The following is a 16,827-nucleotide window of genomic DNA, read 5'->3' as shown; positions in this document are numbered from 1 at the left end:
GATCCGGCGTCGGCCCCTGTGGCTGCGCTGCGGCTGGCTGGTTGAACTGGTGGCGTGCCGTATGCGTCCGACTGGCCGTGCAGTGGTGGCTAGCGGCGGAAACTCCTACGCGGGCGTACGGCTGACAACGGCTGCGCATTCGGTACGCGTTACCCGGGTCGCTTTGCGTCGCGTCGGGTGTGTGCCTGCGAGCGCCGGAGGCTCCAAGGGCGTCCCGGAGTGTGCCTGCGAGCGCCGAAGGATCTTGGTTTCGTTACCGCAAAGACAGGTAGTAGGTCAGGTATTTCGCTCCTTCTCCGTGCCGCTTACCGCCGATAGACTCGAACACATGTTCGAATATCGTCCGGATGGACACCACCTATTTGCTGACCCTTCCCATGTCAGTAGCGCGTTGGTGAACGCGTGGGTAGGCGTGTTGAGTGAGGAGGGCGACGCTGAGTATGCGCCTCAGCCGGACACAGAGCTAATCGACCGGATTCGAGCTTTGGAAGAGCTGAAGGCAGCAGCATCGGCAGCGCAGGTCCGGGCCGCGTCGGCGTTTGACGCCTCACAGCGGAGGAAGCAGGCGGTGGAGGGAGTATCCCGTGACAAGCAGGGTTGGGGCGTGGCCTCGCAGATAGCTTTGGCCCGGAGGGAATCCGCCAACCGCGGCGGGCGCCTGCTGGGGTTCGCCAAGGCCCTGACCCAGGACATGCCCTGCACCCTCTACGCCCTGAGCCACGGAAAGATCAGCGAATGGCGGGCCACACTGCTGGTGCGTGAAACCGCGTGCCTGAGCAGAGCAGACCGGCAGCGGGTGGATGTGGAAGTGGCCGGAGATCCGGAGCTGCTGGAATCCCTGGGAGATCGGCAGCTCATTTCCCGCGCCAGGGCAGCTTCTTACCGGCTGGATCCACAGGCTGCCGTGAACCGGGCTGCCAAGGCTGCATCCGAACGTTTCGTTTCCTGCCGTCCCGCGCCGGACACCATGACGTACCTGACGGGACTTCTGCCGGTCGCCCAGGGGGTAGGCGTGTACGCGGCCCTGGCTCGCGAGGCAGACCGGCTGACAGCGGCCGGGGACGGGCGTACCCGCGGCCAGATCATGGCGGACACGCTGGTAGGCAGAATCACCGGTCAGGCACAGGCGGACTCCATGAAGGTGGAGGTCCAGCTGGTAATGACGGACCGGACACTGCTTGCCGGAGAGTCAGAGCCGGCATTCGTCCCCGGCTATGGCCCCGTTCCGGCGCAGTGGGCCAGGGATCTGGTCCGCAACCGGGGTGGGGCTAAGGAGAACGCGAGCAGGGGACGTCGCCAGGATCGGAGCGACAGACCACCCAGGGATGTCCAGACCTTCATCCGCAGGCTGTACATGGCTCCGGCAACCGGTGAGCTGGTCGCTATGGATTCTCGCGCACGTTTGTTCCCGACCTCCTTGGCCCGGTTCATCGCCGCACGGGACTCTACCTGCCGGATGCCGTGGTGCGGTGCTCCAATCCGGGAGTTCGACCATGTCCGGCGGCACAGCGACGGAGGTCCCACCAGCGTCGGGAACGGACAGGGACTCTGCGAAGCGTGCAACCACGCTAAGGAAGCGCCGGGGTGGTCCGCAAAGGCAAGCAAACCTCCCGGCTCAGCGGCCGTAACAGGTGCGGCGGGCGGAGGCATGGAAGGCTTACCCGCGATACTCGCCCATACCGTGGAAACTTCCACCCCAACCGGACACACATACAGCTCCACTGCGCCACCGTTGGCAGGTACTCCTATTGAGGACGGCCTGTCTGCAGTCGAGAGGATAGTGGTGGACCTGATCCAGGCGGCATAGCTGGGGGCACAACCGGGTCTCCCGGCGCTCGCGGAATCTCCCCAGCGCTCGCCGGCTCTCGGACCCGGCCAGTCCCCGTCGGCGACGGCCACCGGTAGGCTGGGGAGATGGCCAGATACTTTGACGTACACCCGGAAAACCCGCAGCCCAGGGCCATCGGCCAGATTGTGAATCTGCTCGAATCCGGCGGGTTGATCGCCTACCCCACCGACTCCTGCTATGCACTGGGAGTGCAGCTGGGCAACCGTGAGGGGCTGGAACGCATCCGGCAGATCCGCCAGCTGGACGATAAGCACCACTTCACCCTGGTTTGCCGCAACTTCGCGCAGCTGGGCCAGTTTGTGCAGCTGGACAACTCGGTGTTCCGCAGCATCAAGGCCGCCACCCCCGGAAGCTACACCTTCATCCTGCCGGCGGTGAAAGAAGTGCCCAAGTGGCTGCTCCAGCCCAAGAAGCGGACCGTCGGCGTGCGCATCCCGGACAACACGGTGGTGCAGTCGATCCTGGAGGGCCTCGGCGAACCGCTGCTCTCCAGCACACTGCTGCTGCCCGGCGATGAGGATCCCATGACCCAGGGCTGGGAAATCAAGGAACGCCTGGACCACCAGGTGGACGCCGTCATCGATTCCGGGTTCTGCGGCCCGGAGCCGACAACAGTCATCGATTTCTCCGGTGACTCGCCCGAAATCGTGCGGCGCGGCACCGGAGATCCGACACCCTTCGAGTAACCCCGGCGGCCCGGAACCTTTATTGGTTCCTGCGGTTGACTCTCCCTTGGCGCGCACGAAGTCTGGCACGCGTCAGGGGGAACCATCGCTAGGCACTCGCAGGGGAAACCACATGAAGAAGACGGCTAAAACACTATCGACGGCGATATTGAGTATCTGCGTCCTGGCAGGATGCGGCGTAGGTACCGGGCTTCCGGGCATAGGCGGCGGGAACGGCCATCCCACCGGCTCCCCCGGGCCCACAAAGACTTCCACACCCACTCCCACCACAAGTCCGACTCCTACCTCCACCCCGACCCCCACCGGAACACCGTCCCCGACCCATACGGAGACACCCTCCCCGACGCCGACCCCGACCCCGACGCCGACAGACGACGGCGGCGGACACGGTAACGACGACGCCGTCAACGTAATCCTGATGGTCGGCGACGGGATGGGGACGGCGCAACGCGACGCCATCCGGCTCGCGTCGGTAGGGCTGACCGGGGAACTGGCCATGGATTCGCTGCCCGAGGTGGGCCGGGTCCACACCAACTCCGCGGATCCCGGTACCTTCATCACCGACTCGGCCGCCGCTGCCACCTCCATGGCCACCGGGGTGAAAACCTACAACGGCGCCATCGGAGTGGACCTGGAGCAGCAGCCCGTGACCTCGGCACTGGAAATCGCCGAACGGCTCGGAAAGTCCTCCGGGCTGGTCACCACCGCCCAGGTTACGGATGCCACCCCGGCCGCTTTCGGCTCGCACGTTTTGGATCGGGATGAGCAGAGCGCCATCGCTGCCCAGTTCCTGCGCAGTTCCCACCCGGAGGTGATCCTGGGCGGCGGTGAGGATTACTGGTACCCGGCGGGCAACCCGGGCAGGTACCCCGACAATCCCGCAGAGGATGATTCCGAGGAAAGCGCCGGCACCGAGGGCAACCTGGTGGAAGAGGCCCAGGACCTGGGGTATGAATACGTCTGGGATTTGCCCGGCCTGCAGGCGGCAGAGGGCGACATGCTCCTTGGGCTCTTCGCCAACGAGGAGATGTTCCAGTACGGCGACGACGTCGAAGAGGCTTACGCGCCCACAGTTCCGCTGACCGAAATGACCCGGAAAGCCATTGACGTCCTGAACAACAACCAGGATGACAACGGCTTCTTCCTCATGGTGGAGGAAGAGGGCATCGACGCCATGAGCCATGTCAATAACGGGGCGTTGACCATTGAGTCCGGCATCCAGTTCGACAACTCCGTCGCCCTGGCCAAGGAGTTCGCCGAGCAGGACGGGAATACCCTGCTGATCACGGTGGGCGACCACCAGACCGGCGGTATGACCATCGAACCGCTGGGTGATGCTTCCAACCCGGAGAGCCCGGTGCAGGAAGGACCGTTCGACGTCGCCAACTCCGACCAGCAGTTCCAGATCGATTGGACCACCGGCGGCCATACGGGCGACGACGTGCCCCTGACCGCCATGGGACCCGGCGCCGAGATGCTGACGGGCGTTTATGAGAACACCCGGATTTTCGAAGTCATGGCTTCGGTGATGCGCTCCGGCACGGAACGGGACTTTGACCTACAGGCGCACCGCGGCGGACGCGGCGAAGTAACCGAAGAATCCCTGGCGGCCTTCGCACACGCATTGGAACTGGGCGTCACCACACTGGAACTGGACACGCACCTGACCGAGGACGGCCGGGTGATTGTCTGGCATGACGACATCATCCTGGCCACAAAGTGCGCTGATACGGCCCCTGCCACTTCCGGGGATCCGGAGTTCCCCTACGTGGGCGACCGCGTAGCGGAATTGAGCCTCCTGCAGCTCCAGACCCTGAACTGCGGCTACCAGCAGTTGCCGGGCTACCCGGAGCAGGATGTTGCGGAGGGTAACCGGATTGCGGAGCTGAGCGATGTCTATCGCCTCGCCCGGGAGTACGGTGCACGCAAAATCCAGTTCAATGTCGAAACCAAGGTCGAGGAAGGCCAGGCCGGCGGGCCGCGCAGTGTCGCCCTGACCGAGGCGGTGGTGGACGTGGTCCGCGATGCGAACCGGGAGCGCCGCACCACCATCCAGTCCTTTGACTGGTCCACCCTGAACCTGCTCGAGCGGATCGCCCCGGAACTGACGAGGGTGGCTTTGGCCAGCACGCCGGCGGACCTCGGCGTAGGCCAGCCGGGCGCAGCCCCGCAGCTGGGCGGAATCGATATAGATGACTTCGGCGGGTCCGTTGTCCGTGCCGCCCAGGCCCAGGGCTACGACGTGCTCTCCCCCATCTTCACCACGGTCACTGCCGAGATGATTGCCGAGGCATACGCACTCGGCATGCCGGTCATCCCCTGGACCGTCAATGAGGTGGCAGACATGCACCGGCTCATTGACCTGGGCGTGGACGGAATCATCACCGACTACCCCACCCGGCTGCGCGCGGTAATGGAAGAGCGGGGCTTCGACCTTCCCCGGGCCTACCGCCGCTGAGTTCCGCAAGGACTGCGGCAGCAAAGGATCGATAACACCGGACACCGTGCCGGGACCGAAGCCTCGGTCCCGGCACGAGTCTGTTTCGCCACCGCGGCATCCCGTTTCGGCCCGCCGGATCCCGGATGGCATGCTGAAGTAATGCCCGGTCTCTACATCCTCCCCTCCAGCTGGCTGCTCGACGCGACCCCGGAGACGGTGTGGGAGACCGTGGCCAGCCCGGACATGAGCTGGCCGCGCTGGTGGCCCGGCTGCACGCTCCAGGACCTCGCCACCGATCCGGGCGTCGAAACCACAGACGCCGAAACCGCAGACCCGACTGCGGAACTGCTGGCCACTACCGTCCGTCTGCGCTTCCGTGCAGCACTGGGCTATCACCTGTCCATCACCATCCACCCGACCGCCGCGGCCCGGCCACGGATCATAGAGTTCGACGCCGGCGGAGACCTGGCGGGCACCGGCCGGATCCGCCTGTTCCCCGTGCCGGCGGCCGCTCCCGGGAACGCCCCCGGTGGCGCGGCGCAGACCCGGATGGACATCGACTGGAGGGTTCGGCCCACCCGGCCCTGGATGCGCCTCCTCACCCCCGTGGCACGGCCGGTCTTCACCGCAGCCCACTCGCTGCTGATGCGGCAGGGCGAACGCGGCCTGCGCCGGGAACTGGCCGGCTCAGGCAATCCGTCGCGGACGGCCGAAGAAGGTGCGCACACCGGGTGAGTAATGCACGGTGTCCGGCGGCCCTTCAACGGGAAGCCCGGCCGCAGGCACCAGTCCATCGTGGAAACGCGTCAGCCGGGCCGGATACAGCGGCCAGGGCCGGTGCGAGTTGGGAATGAACACCGTCCTGCCTGCGAAGACCGCATGCAGGCCGAACCGTGCGGTAAGCAGCAGGGACAGGCCATCGTCCGCCTGCCGCGCATAGTCCGGCACCACGGCGAAGGACGAGCGGGGCTGTTTCCCGAACCGCTCGACGTCGTACCCCGGCTCCCGGCGGGAACGGGCGGGGCGGCAGCGGGACCAGACATACGGAATGTGCAGTGTGCGGGCAACGAGGACCGGAACCAGCCGGGAGGCGTCCAGGGTCAGGAAGAGCACCCCGCGGCTGCCGTCGCAGCCGCGTGAATACAGGCGCACGTTGATTTCGGTGAAGGACCCGAAAAACGGAACGGGGACCCGCCCGAACATCCGGGTCTCCCGCGCCAGGAACCCCACCAGCCCCACCCAGGTGGAACCGTGGAAGACATCCGGTTCGACGCCGGGCGGCATGTACGGTGCGGCAGCAGACGCGGGAAGCCGCCAGTGGAGGAAAACGGTTCCGGCCCAGGACTGGGCCATCAGTATCGGCGGCGTCACCCTTGGTCCCGCGGGCCAGGGATCCTCCGTGCCGTGGACGGGGGTACCCATGGCGCCAAGCTAACAGCGCCCCGGCCGGGCGGAAAGAGTTAGACCGCCGTATCCGGCCGTTCCTCGCCGAAGCGTTCCACAGCCGTCTTCCGGCGGATCCGGTCCAGCCGGTTGATCACCGGTGCCGCCGTGATTCCGTGCAGCACGATGGAGGAGGCCACGACCAGGCCGAGCAGCCCCCACAGCTGCTCGGCGCCGTCGAAGTTCCCCTTACCCAGTGCGTAACCGAGGTAATACAGGGAGCCGATCCCGCGGACGCCGAAGAAGGCGATGGCCATCCGCTCGCGGGGGCCCGGCTTGCCGCCCAGCAGGCCCAGCCAGCCGGCAAGGGGCCGGACCACAAGCAGGAAGGCCGCGGCCACCGCCATCTCGCGCCAGCCGATGCCGGACAGCAGTCCGCGGGCAATGGCGCCGCCGAGCAGGAGCAGCAGGACCACGGTCAGCAGCCGTTCCAGCTGCTCCACGTAGCTGTGCAGCACCCGGTGGTAGCCGTGGGTACGTTCAGCGGCCCGGATGGTAACGGCACAGACGAAGACGGCAACAAAACCGTAGCCGTCCAGCATCTCGGTGATGCCGTAGGCCAGGAAGGTGGCCGCCAGGGCCACGAAGCCTTCGGAGTGGTTGGAGAGACGGATGCTTTCCAGCCGTGCGGAGAAGAAGAGGCGGCTCAGGACCTTGCCGGTGACGAGGCCAAGGAGGACGCCCATGCCTATCCGCCAGAAAACGTCCACGGCAATCCAGTGCGGGAACCAGTCCGACGGCGCCGTCCCCACCAGGCTCATGCCGATGGCGAGATAGACAAACGGGAACGCCAGGCCGTCGTTCAGCCCGGCTTCGGAGGTCAGTCCGAAGCGGACCTCGTCTTCGGCTTCGCCCTCCGAGTCCTCTTCCTCATCGTCGGCGGGTTCGCCTACCTGGACCTCGGAGGCCAGGACCGGATCGGTCGGGGCCAGCGCTGCGGCCAACAGGATGGCCGCAGCCAGGCCGACACCGAGGACCCAAAGGTTCAGCAGCGTCAGGCCCAGCAGGCTCAGCGGCATGGCAATGCCCAGCATCCGCCAGGTAGTGGACCACCGCCGCCAGCCGACCGGGCGGTCCAGTGCGAGTCCCGCGCCCATCAGGGAAATAATCACGCACACCTCGGTCAGATGCGTGGTGAATTCTCCATACCGCACCGGATCCGGGTCCGGCAGGTCCTTCAGGAGGCTGAACGCCAGGATTCCCGCACCGAGGAACACCATGGGCATGGAAACCGGAACATTGCGCAGCACCTTGGGCAGCACGGCTGCAAGGAAGACTGCTAGGCCGGCTGCAAAGAAGACAAGGCTGGGTCCGTCGAACACCCCCCGACATTAGCGGCGCATCGGGCACCCCGACAGGCGCCGCGCCGAATTGGTGTCGGCGCCCTAGGCCTCGCGGATGGTGACCTGCCCCGGCTGCGCTCCGTCGGCACCGAAGACGAGCCAGCGGGTAGCGATTTTTTCGGTGAAGAACCGGTCGTGACTGACCACGATGACGGCGCCCGGGAAATGCAGCAGGGCGCGTTCCATCACCTGTGTGCTGGACATGTCCAGGTGGTTGGTCGGTTCGTCCAGCAGCAGGACGGGAGCCCCCGACAGCAGGCACTGGGCCATGGCGACGCGGGCGCGCTGCCCGCCGGAAAGGTTGCCGATCTTCTGCACCAGGTCCGCTTCGGAGAACTGGAACATGGTCAGGAACCGGTTGACGGACTTTTTCGTGGCGCTGAAGGCGAGGGATCCCGGCAGCGAGTTGACCGCATGGGTGACGGTGTCGGCGTCGTCGAGTTCCGCCAGCATCTGGTTGTAGGAAACCATGGCCGGCCCCTTCGGCCAGGTGACCTCACCGGTGTCGGGCTGTTCTTCGCCCGTGAGCACGCGCAGCAGCGTGGTCTTGCCGCTGCCGTTGGTTCCGGTGACCGCGATGCGGTCCCCCTTGTTCACCTCGAAGCTCAGGTCCTCGAAGAGGACCTTTTCCCCGTAGGACTTGGACACGCCGCGGACGCGGCCGAGCACGTCCTTGACGTGCAGGCCGTCGTAGATGCCGGTGATGATTTCGTCCACGGGCCGGGGCGCACGGGATTTCTTGATCCGGGCCAGCTGGGAGCTGAGCCGCCCGCCGGCTTTGGCCGCCTCGCGGCGGTCCGCAATGCCTTCGGCTTCAAAGGCCAGCAGTTCCGCCTCGTGGACGAACTGGGCCTGGAGGTTCTTCAAGCGGAACTGCTTCTGCACCACGTACTCCGCGAAGTTTCCCGGGTATTCGTGCAGGTGGAAGTTCTCCACCTCCACGATGCGGGTCACGACGGCGTCGAGGAACTTCCGGTCGTGCGAGACGATGATGGCTGCTCCCCGGAAGTCGCGGAACCAGCCCTCGAGCCATTCGACGCCGGCCACGTCGAGGTAGTTGGTGGGTTCGTCGAGCAGGAGCACATCGGGCTGTTCCAGCAGGATCTTGGCCAGCGCCGCACGGTTCCGCCAGCCGCCGGAGAGGGCGTCGATCGGGCAGACACGGTGTGCGGCGGTGAAGCCGAGGGTGGTGAGCACGCTGTCGATGCGGCGCGGGTAGTCCCAGCCGTCGAGCCGGTCCATGGTTTCGAACAGTTCGGACTGGCGGCGGATGAGCCGGTCCATTTCCTTGCCCGCGGGATCGGTTGCAATGGCTTCATCAATCTCCGCCAGCTCGGCCTCGACGTCCTTGATTTCCGTGAAGACGGAATCCAGGACCTCGGCGATGCTGGCCTGCCCGTCCAGTTCTGAGAACTGGGAGAAGTAGCCGATCTTCACGCCCGGTTCCACGGTCACGGTGCCGGAGTCCGGCTGGACCTGGTCCAGGACCAGTTTCAGGATGGTGGATTTGCCGGAGCCGTTCCGGCCGATCAGGCCGATCCGGTCCTTGGGATCGAGCCGCAGGAACGCTTCACGCAGCACCTGCTTGTTCTCGAAGGAAGTATTGACGTCCTGCAGCCGGATCAGGCTCATGGTGTCCTCTCAAAGGGGTTTGTTTCCTCGCCCCGCGGGACAACGACCATTCATCCTATCGGCTGATGCCGCACGCGGCGGCGAGACTAGCCGCGCAGGGTGTAGCTGCCCTGGGGGCGGCGGTTGAGGTGCGTGGCGGTGTCCACGTAGCTGCCGAGGTTACGGGGACGGGTGAGCGCCCGGCGGCCGGTGGAGACGTAGGTTCCCTCGGCACGCGGGGTTCCCAGGGGGCGTCCGTAGCAGGTGGTGTAGGTGCCCGGACGACGGGCCTGGGTTGCCGGAGCGGGCTGCGAAGCCGTGGGGGCAACGGTGCTGCCGGTGGTGGCCGTGCGGGGTGCGGCGTTTTCGGTGGTGGCCGGGCGGGGTGCGGCGTTTTCGGTGGCGGCCGGGGCTGCGTTTCGATTGATCAAAGTGGTCATGGTGTCTCCTCAGTTGACGCTTGGGGTGAGACTCGGGCCGTGGCGGCAGGTTTTGGGCAGCGTTCAGCCCGGGATGTGTCGCCGTTGATTGGTGCCCGCCGTTTATTTGGGCGGTGGTGCGCCTTAGCGGGCGGAGGAATCCGCCTGCATGGCGCAGGTGCTGCAGATGCCGCTGAAGGTGACTTCGGCAGCCAGTACGGTAAAGCCGGAATCGTCCGACGGAGTCAGGCACGGTGCCTGGCCGATCACGCAGTCGACGTCCTTGATGGCTCCGCAGCGGATGCAGACCAGGTGGTGGTGGTTATCCCCCACCCGTGACTCGTAGAGTGCCGGCGAACCGGCGGGCTCCACCCGCCGGGCCAGTCCGGCCTCGGTAAAGGCGGACAGGATGCCGTAGACGGCCTGCGCGGAAATACCCGGCAGTTCCGACCGAACGGAAGCCAGGACCTTGTCGGCACTGGAATGCGGCTCCCGCTGCAGCGCTCCCAGCACTGCTACGCGTTGTGACGTGGATTTCAGCCCCGCTGACCGGATGTTTCCGGCCAGGGTTTCTGCTGTTTCCGCCGCGTTCTGCATACCTAAAACCCTAACAGTTGTTTTGATTGCCTCAAGACAACTATCGACCTTTTGCGCTGTGATTCCGGACGCTGTGACCGCCGCCGCAGGCGGTCATTGACGCGGGCTGAACCCTTTAGTTTCCTTAGGGACCACGTGCCAATCAACCAAAGGAGCAGGCTTGCGGAAGTCCACGGCAGCAGTCTGGGAAACCGTCCACGCTGAGCGGCGGCGCCTCGCGGCGGACCTCTCCCCGCTGCAGGGCGAACATTGGGAGGTGCCCTCGCTCTGTCCAGAGTGGAGCGTCCACGATGTCCTGGCCCATCTCGTGGACACGGCACTCACCGGCAGGGCCGGCTTCGTCCGCGGCATGCTCGGCTCACGCCTGGATTTCGACTGCCTGAACCAACGCGGCGTCGTGCGCCAAAAGCGGCAGGACCCGCAGGATACCGTCCAGGCGCTGCGGGACGTGGCGGAATTGACCCGGACGCCGCCGTCGAACCCGGCAACCCGCCTCGTTGAAGCGATCGTGCACGGTGAGGACATCCGCCGGCCCCTCGGCCTGGCCGGAAGCTATCCGGAAGCCGCAGTTATCCAGGCCCTGGGCTATCAGGTCCGCACCCCGGTTGCGTTCGGCGGAGGACGCGAGCGGGCCGCGGGCCTGCTGCTGGTCGACCGGCGCACCGGGACGACCTGGGGTGCCGGCACCAGGATCGAAGCCGACGCCCTGGACCTGCTGCTCACCGTGTCCGGACGCCCCGTGGAGCTCGATCCGCCCGCATAGGGGACGATGGGAAAGGAAAGCACTACATCACCGTAAGGACGAGGACCATGGGCACTTTGAAAGAACAGCTGCAGGCGGATATGAAGATGCACATGAAATCGGGCAACCGCGTTGCCCTGACCACCGTGCGCAACGTACTGGGCGAAATCACCACCCGGGAGAAGTCCGGGAAGACGCCGGTGGAGCTCGACGACGTCCAGATTGTGTCCCTGCTGCAGAAGGAAGCCGCCAAGCGCCGCGACACGGCCGGGATCTACACGGAGGCCGGCGAGACCGAGCGTGCTGCCTCCGAGACGGCCGAGGCAGAGATCATCGAAACCTACCTGCCCGCACCCCTGACCCGTGCCGACGTGGAGGCCATTGTGGATGAAGCAATCGCTGATCTGCGTGCCGGCGGGGAAGAACCCACGATGCGGCAGATGGGACAGGTCATGAAGCCCGTGACCGCCAAAGTGGCAGGACGGTTCGACGGCAAGACCGTGAGCGAAATCGTCCGTTCGCGTCTCGCCTAGCGGCAGCCGGTCCCACTGCTACTCTGGTTGCTGAACGCTCATTCCGCTCATCATCCGGAGGTACAGGTGCCCGCAACAGGTACGGGCCAGCGCCTGCTGGATTCCGCCACGGAGGCCTTCGCGGCGAAGGGCTTCCACGGCACCACCACCCGCGACATTGCCACGGCGGCCGGGGTCACTCCCGGCGCCGTCTATGTCCACCACCGTTCCAAGGAAGAGCTGCTCTACAGCATTTCCCGCCTCGGCCACGAGCGGACCCTGGAACTGGTCCGCTCCGGTGCCGCCTCAAGCAGCGATCCGGTGCAGCAGATCTCGACCATGGTGCGTGACTTCGTCCAGTGGCAGGCAGCCAACCGCACCAAGTCCAGCGTGGTGAACTTCGAGCTGGCTGCCCTTACGGAGGACCACCGGGCCGAGGTGCTGAAGATCCGCCGGTCCGTGGACGCAGAGTTCCGGACCGTCGTCGACCGCGGACGGCAGGAAGGCGTGTTCGACGTCGAGGACACCGGCCTTGCCGTCCTCGCCCTGCTCTCCCTTTGCGTGGACGTGGCCCGCTGGTACCGCAACGACGGACGGCAAACCGCAGCCGGCATCGGAGAACACCACAGCCGGTTGGCCCTGCGGATGCTGGGCGCGGCCGGACCGTCGAAGCCCTAGGCCTGTTGTCCGCTTCGGGGTGCCCGTCATACTGGAAGCCCGAACCTCAACAAGCGAGGTGCAGCATGGCTGAACCGACAACGCTGGTCTCCGGGATCGGCATGGGCGAATCCGCCCGCTGGCACGCCGACGAACTTTGGTTCGCGGACTGGACGGCGGGGACCATCTCCGCACTGAACCCGGACGGGGACCTGCGGCGGGTGACGGCGGTGCCGTCCTTTCCAATCAGCTTTGACTGGCTGCCGGACGGGCGGATGGCCGTGGTCTCCGGGACGGACCGGACCGTCTTCCTGGAAATTCCCAATGCGGGACTGGTCCCGCACGCGGATTTGAGCGGACTGTCGGAGCACCCCTGGAACGAGATTGCCGTGCACCCCTCCGGCAACATCTATGTGAACGGCTTGGGCTACGACTATTCGGCTGACCCGCAAAGCAGCGGGATCATCGCGCTCATCCGGCCGGACGGTTCAGTGGTGCAGGTAGCGGACGGCCTGGCCTTCCCCAACGGCATGCTGGTCTCCGACGACGGCGCCGCCCTCGTGGTGGCTGAATCCAACGCAGGACGTCTGGTGTCCTTCGCCATTGCAGACGACGGCGCCCTCACGCCTGCCGGGGAATGGGCAGCGGTTTCGGGCAGCGCTCCGGACGGTATCTGCTGGGACGGCACCGGGGGCATCTGGTTCGCCGAAGTGCCCGGCGAACGCTGCGTCCGTGTCCGGGAGGGCGGAGCCGTGGTGGAAACGGTGCAGCTGGACCAGGGCTGTTTCTCCTGCGCCACCGGCGGCGACGACGGCGGCCTGCTCTTTATGATGACCGCCCAGTGGCCGGAGGTGATGGATCCGGCCACCCCCGGCACCGGGCAGGTCCTGGGCCTGCGGGTGCGCTGATCTCCGCCGGCCCGGGACGCCTAGGCGAACGCGGACAGTCCGGTGATGTGGCGGCCCAGGATCAGTGACTGCATGGAATCGGTGCCCTCATAGGTGAACACCACCTCCATGTCAGTCAGGTGCCGGGCCACATGGTTCTCCAGAAGCAGTCCGTTGCCGCCCATGATGTCGCGTGCCTCCGAGCAGACCCAGCGGCCCTGCCGGGCGGCGAACATCTTGGCCATGGAAGCCATGGGACCGGTCATCTTCCCCTGGTCGCCGAGCTCGTTGAGGCGGAAACAGGTCAGCTTGATCGCGGTGACCTGGGCGAGCATGTTCGCGAGCTTGTTCTGCACCAGCTGGAACCCGGCAAGGGGCTGGCCGAACTGCACCCGGTCCTTGGCATAGGCCACGGCAATCTCGTACGCGGCCACGGCGTGACCCAGCGCTTCCCACGCGACTCCCCCGCGGGTCGCGGCCAGCACCTTGTTGACGTCCTTGAACGAGTTGCAGTTCTCCAGGCGGTTCTCCGCGGGAATGCGGAGGTCCTCGATGACGATGTCCGGCTGCAGCACGGCACGCTTGCCGATCTTGCCGGTGATCACGGTCGCCTGGTAGCCGGCAGGGTGGTTGCCGTCGGCATCCTTTTCCATAACGAACGCCTTGACTGCACCGTCGGCCTCGTCGCGGGCATAGATGATCACAATGTCCGCAAAGCTGGCGTTGCCGATCCACCGCTTGTTGCCGTTCAGGATGTAGGAATCGCCCTCGCGGCGGGCGGTGGTTTCCAGCGACACGGAATCGGACCCGTGGGTGGGTTCGGTCAGGGCAAACGCGCCGATCTTCTCGAACCTGGCCATGGGCGGCAGCCACCGCTGCTTCTGCTCCTCGCTGCCGAGCATGTCGATGCTGCCCATGGCGAGGCCGGAGTGCACCCCGAAGAACGTGTTGATGGAGCCGTCGCCCCGGGCGAGCTCAGCTGCGGCGGTGGAGGCGGCCATGCGGCTCATCCCCGGGCAGCCGTAGCCCTTGATGGTGCCGCCGGCAATGTTCAGTGCGGCCAGCTTGGGAATCAGCTCGTAGGGGACCTCCGCCCGCTCCCAGTAGTCATTGATGACCGGCAGCAGATCGTTGTCAACGAACGCCCGGACCCGGTCCCGCACGTCGCGGGCCTCGTCGTCCAGCAGCTCATCGAGAAGGTAGAGGTCGGCGTCGACGTCGCCCACCGCGGTGGGGTCGAAGGCTGGGCGCGCGGTCTGTGTGACGGTCATGGAGGCTCCTGACGGAAGGTACTAACTAATCGTTCATTTAGTATGAGCCGCGTCACAGTACTGGTCAAGCGTGCGCTTCTTCGGCCGCGAGCATGTGCGGGGCGCACGGGCGAACCCAAGAGCCGCCTCCTGGTTGACACCGTGGAACGGCGAGTTGCCGGATGGCTGCTCCTGGCGTCCGCGGGGCCGGGATCGGGCGCGGGCCTTGAAGGCTTTTACCGTTCCAGCGGCTGGCAGGAGGTGGGCCGCCGCCGGGCCGCGCTGCGGCTTCCCGACGGCGACCGCGACGAGGTCCTGATGTCCCCTGTCGCTGACCACCTGAGACGGTCTTAGTGGACGGCCATGCCTTCGGGCAGCTCGTTGGTGGGCCTGCGGACCAGGAACGACGCCGCGACGGCTACCAGTGAGACAACCGCACCCCAGAAGAACGCCGTGTGCACGCCCGAGGCGGCTGCGGAGACCGCTGACGCGCCGTCGGCCAGGGCCGCCGTCGTACCGGTGGTCATCAGGGTGATGAAAACGGCCGTGCCGGCGGCGCCGGCAAGCTGCTGCAGCGTGTTGATGATGGCACTGCCGTGGGAGTACAGCGACTTGTCCAGCGAACCCAAGGCAGAGGTGAACAGCGGAGTGAAAATGAAGCCCAGCCCGGCGTTCAGCAGGCAGTGCATCAGGATCACGAGGCCAACGGGGGTTTCTTCGGTCAGCAAGGTCATTCCCCACAGGGCACCGCTGAGCACCAGTGCGCCCGGAACCACCAGCGGGCGGGGACCGAAACGGTCAAACAGGTTGCCGACAATCGGCGAGAGGATGGCCATCACGGCACCGCCGGGGAGCAGCAGCAGCCCGGTGTGAAGCGTGTCCAGGCCCAGCACGTTCTGCAGGTACAGGGGCAGCACAATCAGGCAGCCGAACAGCGCCATCATGGACACCAGGACCATGATGATCGCCACCACGAAGGGCTTGCTGGTGAAGGTGCGCAGATCCATCAGGGCGCGGTCGGTGCGCTGGAGCACCAGCTGCCGCAGCACAAAGCCGGCCATGGCCAGGACGCCGACGGCCAGCGGGATCCACAGCGGCATCAGTTCCTTGCCCTGTGCAGCCTCGCCGATGCTGCTGAGGCCGAAGATGAGGCCGCCGAAGGCGAAGGTGGACAACACGATCGACAGCACGTCGAACGGCACGCGCTTGGTTTCCGTGAGGTTCTCGATCTTCATCGCGCCCAGCCCCAGCGAGAGCAGGGCGATGGGCAGGACCAGCCAGAACATCCAGCGCCAGTCCAGGGCGTTGAGGATGATTCCGGAGACCGTCGGGCCGATGGCCGGTGCAACTGCGATGACGATGGAAATGGTGCCCATCATCTGTCCGCGCTTATGTGCCGGAACAGCATTCAGGACGGTGGTCATCAGCAGCGGGAGCATGATGGCGGTGCCGCCGGCCTGGATGATCCGGCCGCCCAGCAGGGTGCCGAACCCGGGGGCCAGGGCCGCCAGCAGCGTCCCGGCGCTGAACAGGGACATGGCGGTCAGGAACAGGCCGCGCATGGAGAAGCGCTGCAGCAGGAAGCCGGTGGCCGGGATGACCACGGCCATGGTCAGCATAAAGCCGGTGGTCAGCCACTGGGCGGTTCCCGCCGTGATGTCCAGGTCGGCCATGAGCCGCGGCAGCGCCACGCTCATGATGGTTTCGTTCAGGATGACCACAAACGAGGAGACCAGCAGCAGGCCGATCACGGTCTTGGTGCGCGGATCCAGGGTGGACGGAGCCGACGTCGTTGCGGCGCGCCGGGAGGTTCCGGCGGCAGGCACGGGCTTTGCGGAGGGATCGATACTCAAAGAGGGAAGGTCCTATTCATGATGCGGGTGCGCCGTATGCAGTGGGCGCGGAAACGGACGGCACTTCAGCGGGCCCGGCCTGCAATCCTATGCGCCGGCACCTGCCTGCCCGGACTGCCGTGCCCGTCCGCCCGGCGTGTTCCGCCGGATATTCGCCCAGCGCTGAACCGGGAACCCGGGCCGGAGGCTGGAGGCGGCTGGATCCGGCTAGAACCCGGTGACCAGCAATCCGAACCCCAGCACAAACAGCACCACCATCCAGCAGCCGCCCGCTATCGCGGCCGCCGCGGTGAGTGCCAGCACCGCCCAGGGACGCTGGAACCGGTTGCGGATCCAGTCGAAAACCAGCGGAGCGGACACCAGCAGCATTACCGCCGAGGCCAGGATCAGGGCCAGCAGCACTGCCGCCTGGACGGTTTCGGGAAAGACCCAGAGCTGCAGCACAACGACGGCGACGGCCAGTGTCGCAGCCGCGGCCGACTGGACCAGCCATGCGACGCCGAGATGCGGCCAGGATTCCACGTTCTTGCTCATGTTC

Annotated in this window: 17 protein-coding genes; 9 read left to right on the top strand and 8 right to left on the bottom strand. The window is 66.2% G+C overall.

The features are described from left to right. The first annotated feature begins 484 nt into the window (after positions 1 to 484). From N2L00_RS07715 to N2L00_RS07700, 4 genes are all read left to right on the top strand, one after another. Entirely contained in the window at positions 485 to 1,807 is a 1,323-nt protein-coding gene (locus N2L00_RS07715) for an HNH endonuclease signature motif containing protein (protein ID WP_255863064.1), read from the top strand. A 107-nt stretch (positions 1,808 to 1,914) separates the two neighbouring features. Then, positions 1,915 to 2,535 carry an L-threonylcarbamoyladenylate synthase gene (locus tag N2L00_RS07710; RefSeq protein ID WP_227921911.1) on the top strand — a complete coding sequence of 207 codons (621 nt, stop codon included), beginning with the start codon at positions 1,915 to 1,917 and terminating at the stop codon, positions 2,533 to 2,535. A 112-nt stretch (positions 2,536 to 2,647) separates the two neighbouring features. Continuing rightward, positions 2,648 to 4,993 carry an alkaline phosphatase gene (locus N2L00_RS07705; protein WP_255863065.1) on the top strand — a complete coding sequence of 782 codons (2,346 nt, stop codon included), beginning with the start codon at positions 2,648 to 2,650 and terminating at the stop codon, positions 4,991 to 4,993. 141 nt (positions 4,994 to 5,134) lie between these two features. Further along, a complete protein-coding gene (locus tag N2L00_RS07700) occupies positions 5,135 to 5,710 on the top strand; it encodes a hypothetical protein (protein ID WP_255863066.1) in 576 nt (191 codons plus the stop codon). On the opposite strand, the gene N2L00_RS07695 is transcribed toward N2L00_RS07700, so the two are convergent. The 5 genes from N2L00_RS07695 to N2L00_RS07675 form a co-directional block, all read right to left on the bottom strand. Further along, positions 5,663 to 6,397, bottom strand: coding sequence for a YqjF family protein (locus N2L00_RS07695; RefSeq protein ID WP_255863067.1), 735 nt, complete (start codon positions 6,395 to 6,397; stop codon positions 5,663 to 5,665). The genes N2L00_RS07700 and N2L00_RS07695 overlap by 48 nt on opposite strands. Positions 6,398 to 6,435: 38 nt before the next feature. Further along, positions 6,436 to 7,740 (bottom strand): sodium:proton antiporter, encoded by a 1,305-nt coding sequence (locus N2L00_RS07690; RefSeq protein ID WP_255766083.1) that lies wholly within the window; start codon positions 7,738 to 7,740, stop codon positions 6,436 to 6,438. Between the two features lie 63 nt (positions 7,741 to 7,803). After that, positions 7,804 to 9,393 (bottom strand): ABC-F family ATP-binding cassette domain-containing protein, encoded by a 1,590-nt coding sequence (locus N2L00_RS07685; RefSeq protein ID WP_255863068.1) that lies wholly within the window; start codon positions 9,391 to 9,393, stop codon positions 7,804 to 7,806. An 86-nt stretch (positions 9,394 to 9,479) separates the two neighbouring features. Further along, positions 9,480 to 9,812: a hypothetical protein gene (locus N2L00_RS07680; protein ID WP_255863069.1), complete on the bottom strand. Its 333-nt coding sequence runs from the start codon at positions 9,810 to 9,812 to the stop codon at positions 9,480 to 9,482. Positions 9,813 to 9,935: 123 nt separating this feature from the next. Continuing rightward, on the bottom strand, positions 9,936 to 10,388 hold the full coding sequence (locus tag N2L00_RS07675) for a Fur family transcriptional regulator (protein WP_255766080.1): 453 nt from the start codon (positions 10,386 to 10,388) through the stop codon (positions 9,936 to 9,938). A gap of 160 nt (positions 10,389 to 10,548) precedes the next feature. Between N2L00_RS07675 and N2L00_RS07670 the strand changes: the two genes are divergently transcribed. From N2L00_RS07670 to N2L00_RS07655, 4 genes are all read left to right on the top strand, one after another. Continuing rightward, on the top strand, positions 10,549 to 11,151 hold the full coding sequence (locus N2L00_RS07670) for a maleylpyruvate isomerase family mycothiol-dependent enzyme (RefSeq protein WP_255863070.1): 603 nt from the start codon (positions 10,549 to 10,551) through the stop codon (positions 11,149 to 11,151). A 47-nt stretch (positions 11,152 to 11,198) separates the two neighbouring features. Then, positions 11,199 to 11,663 (top strand): GatB/YqeY domain-containing protein, encoded by a 465-nt coding sequence (locus N2L00_RS07665; RefSeq protein WP_255863071.1) that lies wholly within the window; start codon positions 11,199 to 11,201, stop codon positions 11,661 to 11,663. A gap of 66 nt (positions 11,664 to 11,729) precedes the next feature. Next, entirely contained in the window at positions 11,730 to 12,320 is a 591-nt protein-coding gene (locus N2L00_RS07660; protein ID WP_227921941.1) for a TetR/AcrR family transcriptional regulator, read from the top strand. A gap of 65 nt (positions 12,321 to 12,385) precedes the next feature. Continuing rightward, on the top strand, positions 12,386 to 13,207 hold the full coding sequence (locus N2L00_RS07655; RefSeq protein WP_255863072.1) for an SMP-30/gluconolactonase/LRE family protein: 822 nt from the start codon (positions 12,386 to 12,388) through the stop codon (positions 13,205 to 13,207). 20 nt (positions 13,208 to 13,227) lie between these two features. Here N2L00_RS07655 and N2L00_RS07650 read toward each other — a convergent pair whose 3' ends face one another. Beyond that, on the bottom strand, positions 13,228 to 14,457 hold the full coding sequence (locus tag N2L00_RS07650) for an acyl-CoA dehydrogenase family protein (protein ID WP_255863073.1): 1,230 nt from the start codon (positions 14,455 to 14,457) through the stop codon (positions 13,228 to 13,230). 42 nt (positions 14,458 to 14,499) lie between these two features. Here N2L00_RS07650 and N2L00_RS07645 point away from each other — a divergent pair, with 42 nt between their 5' ends. Further along, positions 14,500 to 14,790, top strand: coding sequence for a hypothetical protein (locus tag N2L00_RS07645; RefSeq protein ID WP_255863074.1), 291 nt, complete (start codon positions 14,500 to 14,502; stop codon positions 14,788 to 14,790). Here the strand turns inward: N2L00_RS07645 and N2L00_RS07640 are convergent. Continuing rightward, entirely contained in the window at positions 14,787 to 16,289 is a 1,503-nt protein-coding gene (locus tag N2L00_RS07640; protein WP_370647009.1) for an MDR family MFS transporter, read from the bottom strand. The two genes, N2L00_RS07645 and N2L00_RS07640, sit on opposite strands and share 4 nt — an antisense overlap. 207 nt (positions 16,290 to 16,496) lie before the next feature. Beyond that, positions 16,497 to 16,823 (bottom strand): hypothetical protein, encoded by a 327-nt coding sequence (locus tag N2L00_RS07635; protein WP_255863075.1) that lies wholly within the window; start codon positions 16,821 to 16,823, stop codon positions 16,497 to 16,499. Between the last annotated feature and the right edge of the window lie 4 nt (positions 16,824 to 16,827).

The sequence above is a fragment of the Arthrobacter sp. zg-Y1171 genome, from assembly GCF_025244845.1.
GTDB lineage: Bacteria > Actinomycetota > Actinomycetes > Actinomycetales > Micrococcaceae > Arthrobacter_B.
Note: the sequence above shows the minus strand (reverse complement) of the source record. Positions and strands in the feature narration are given on the sequence as shown.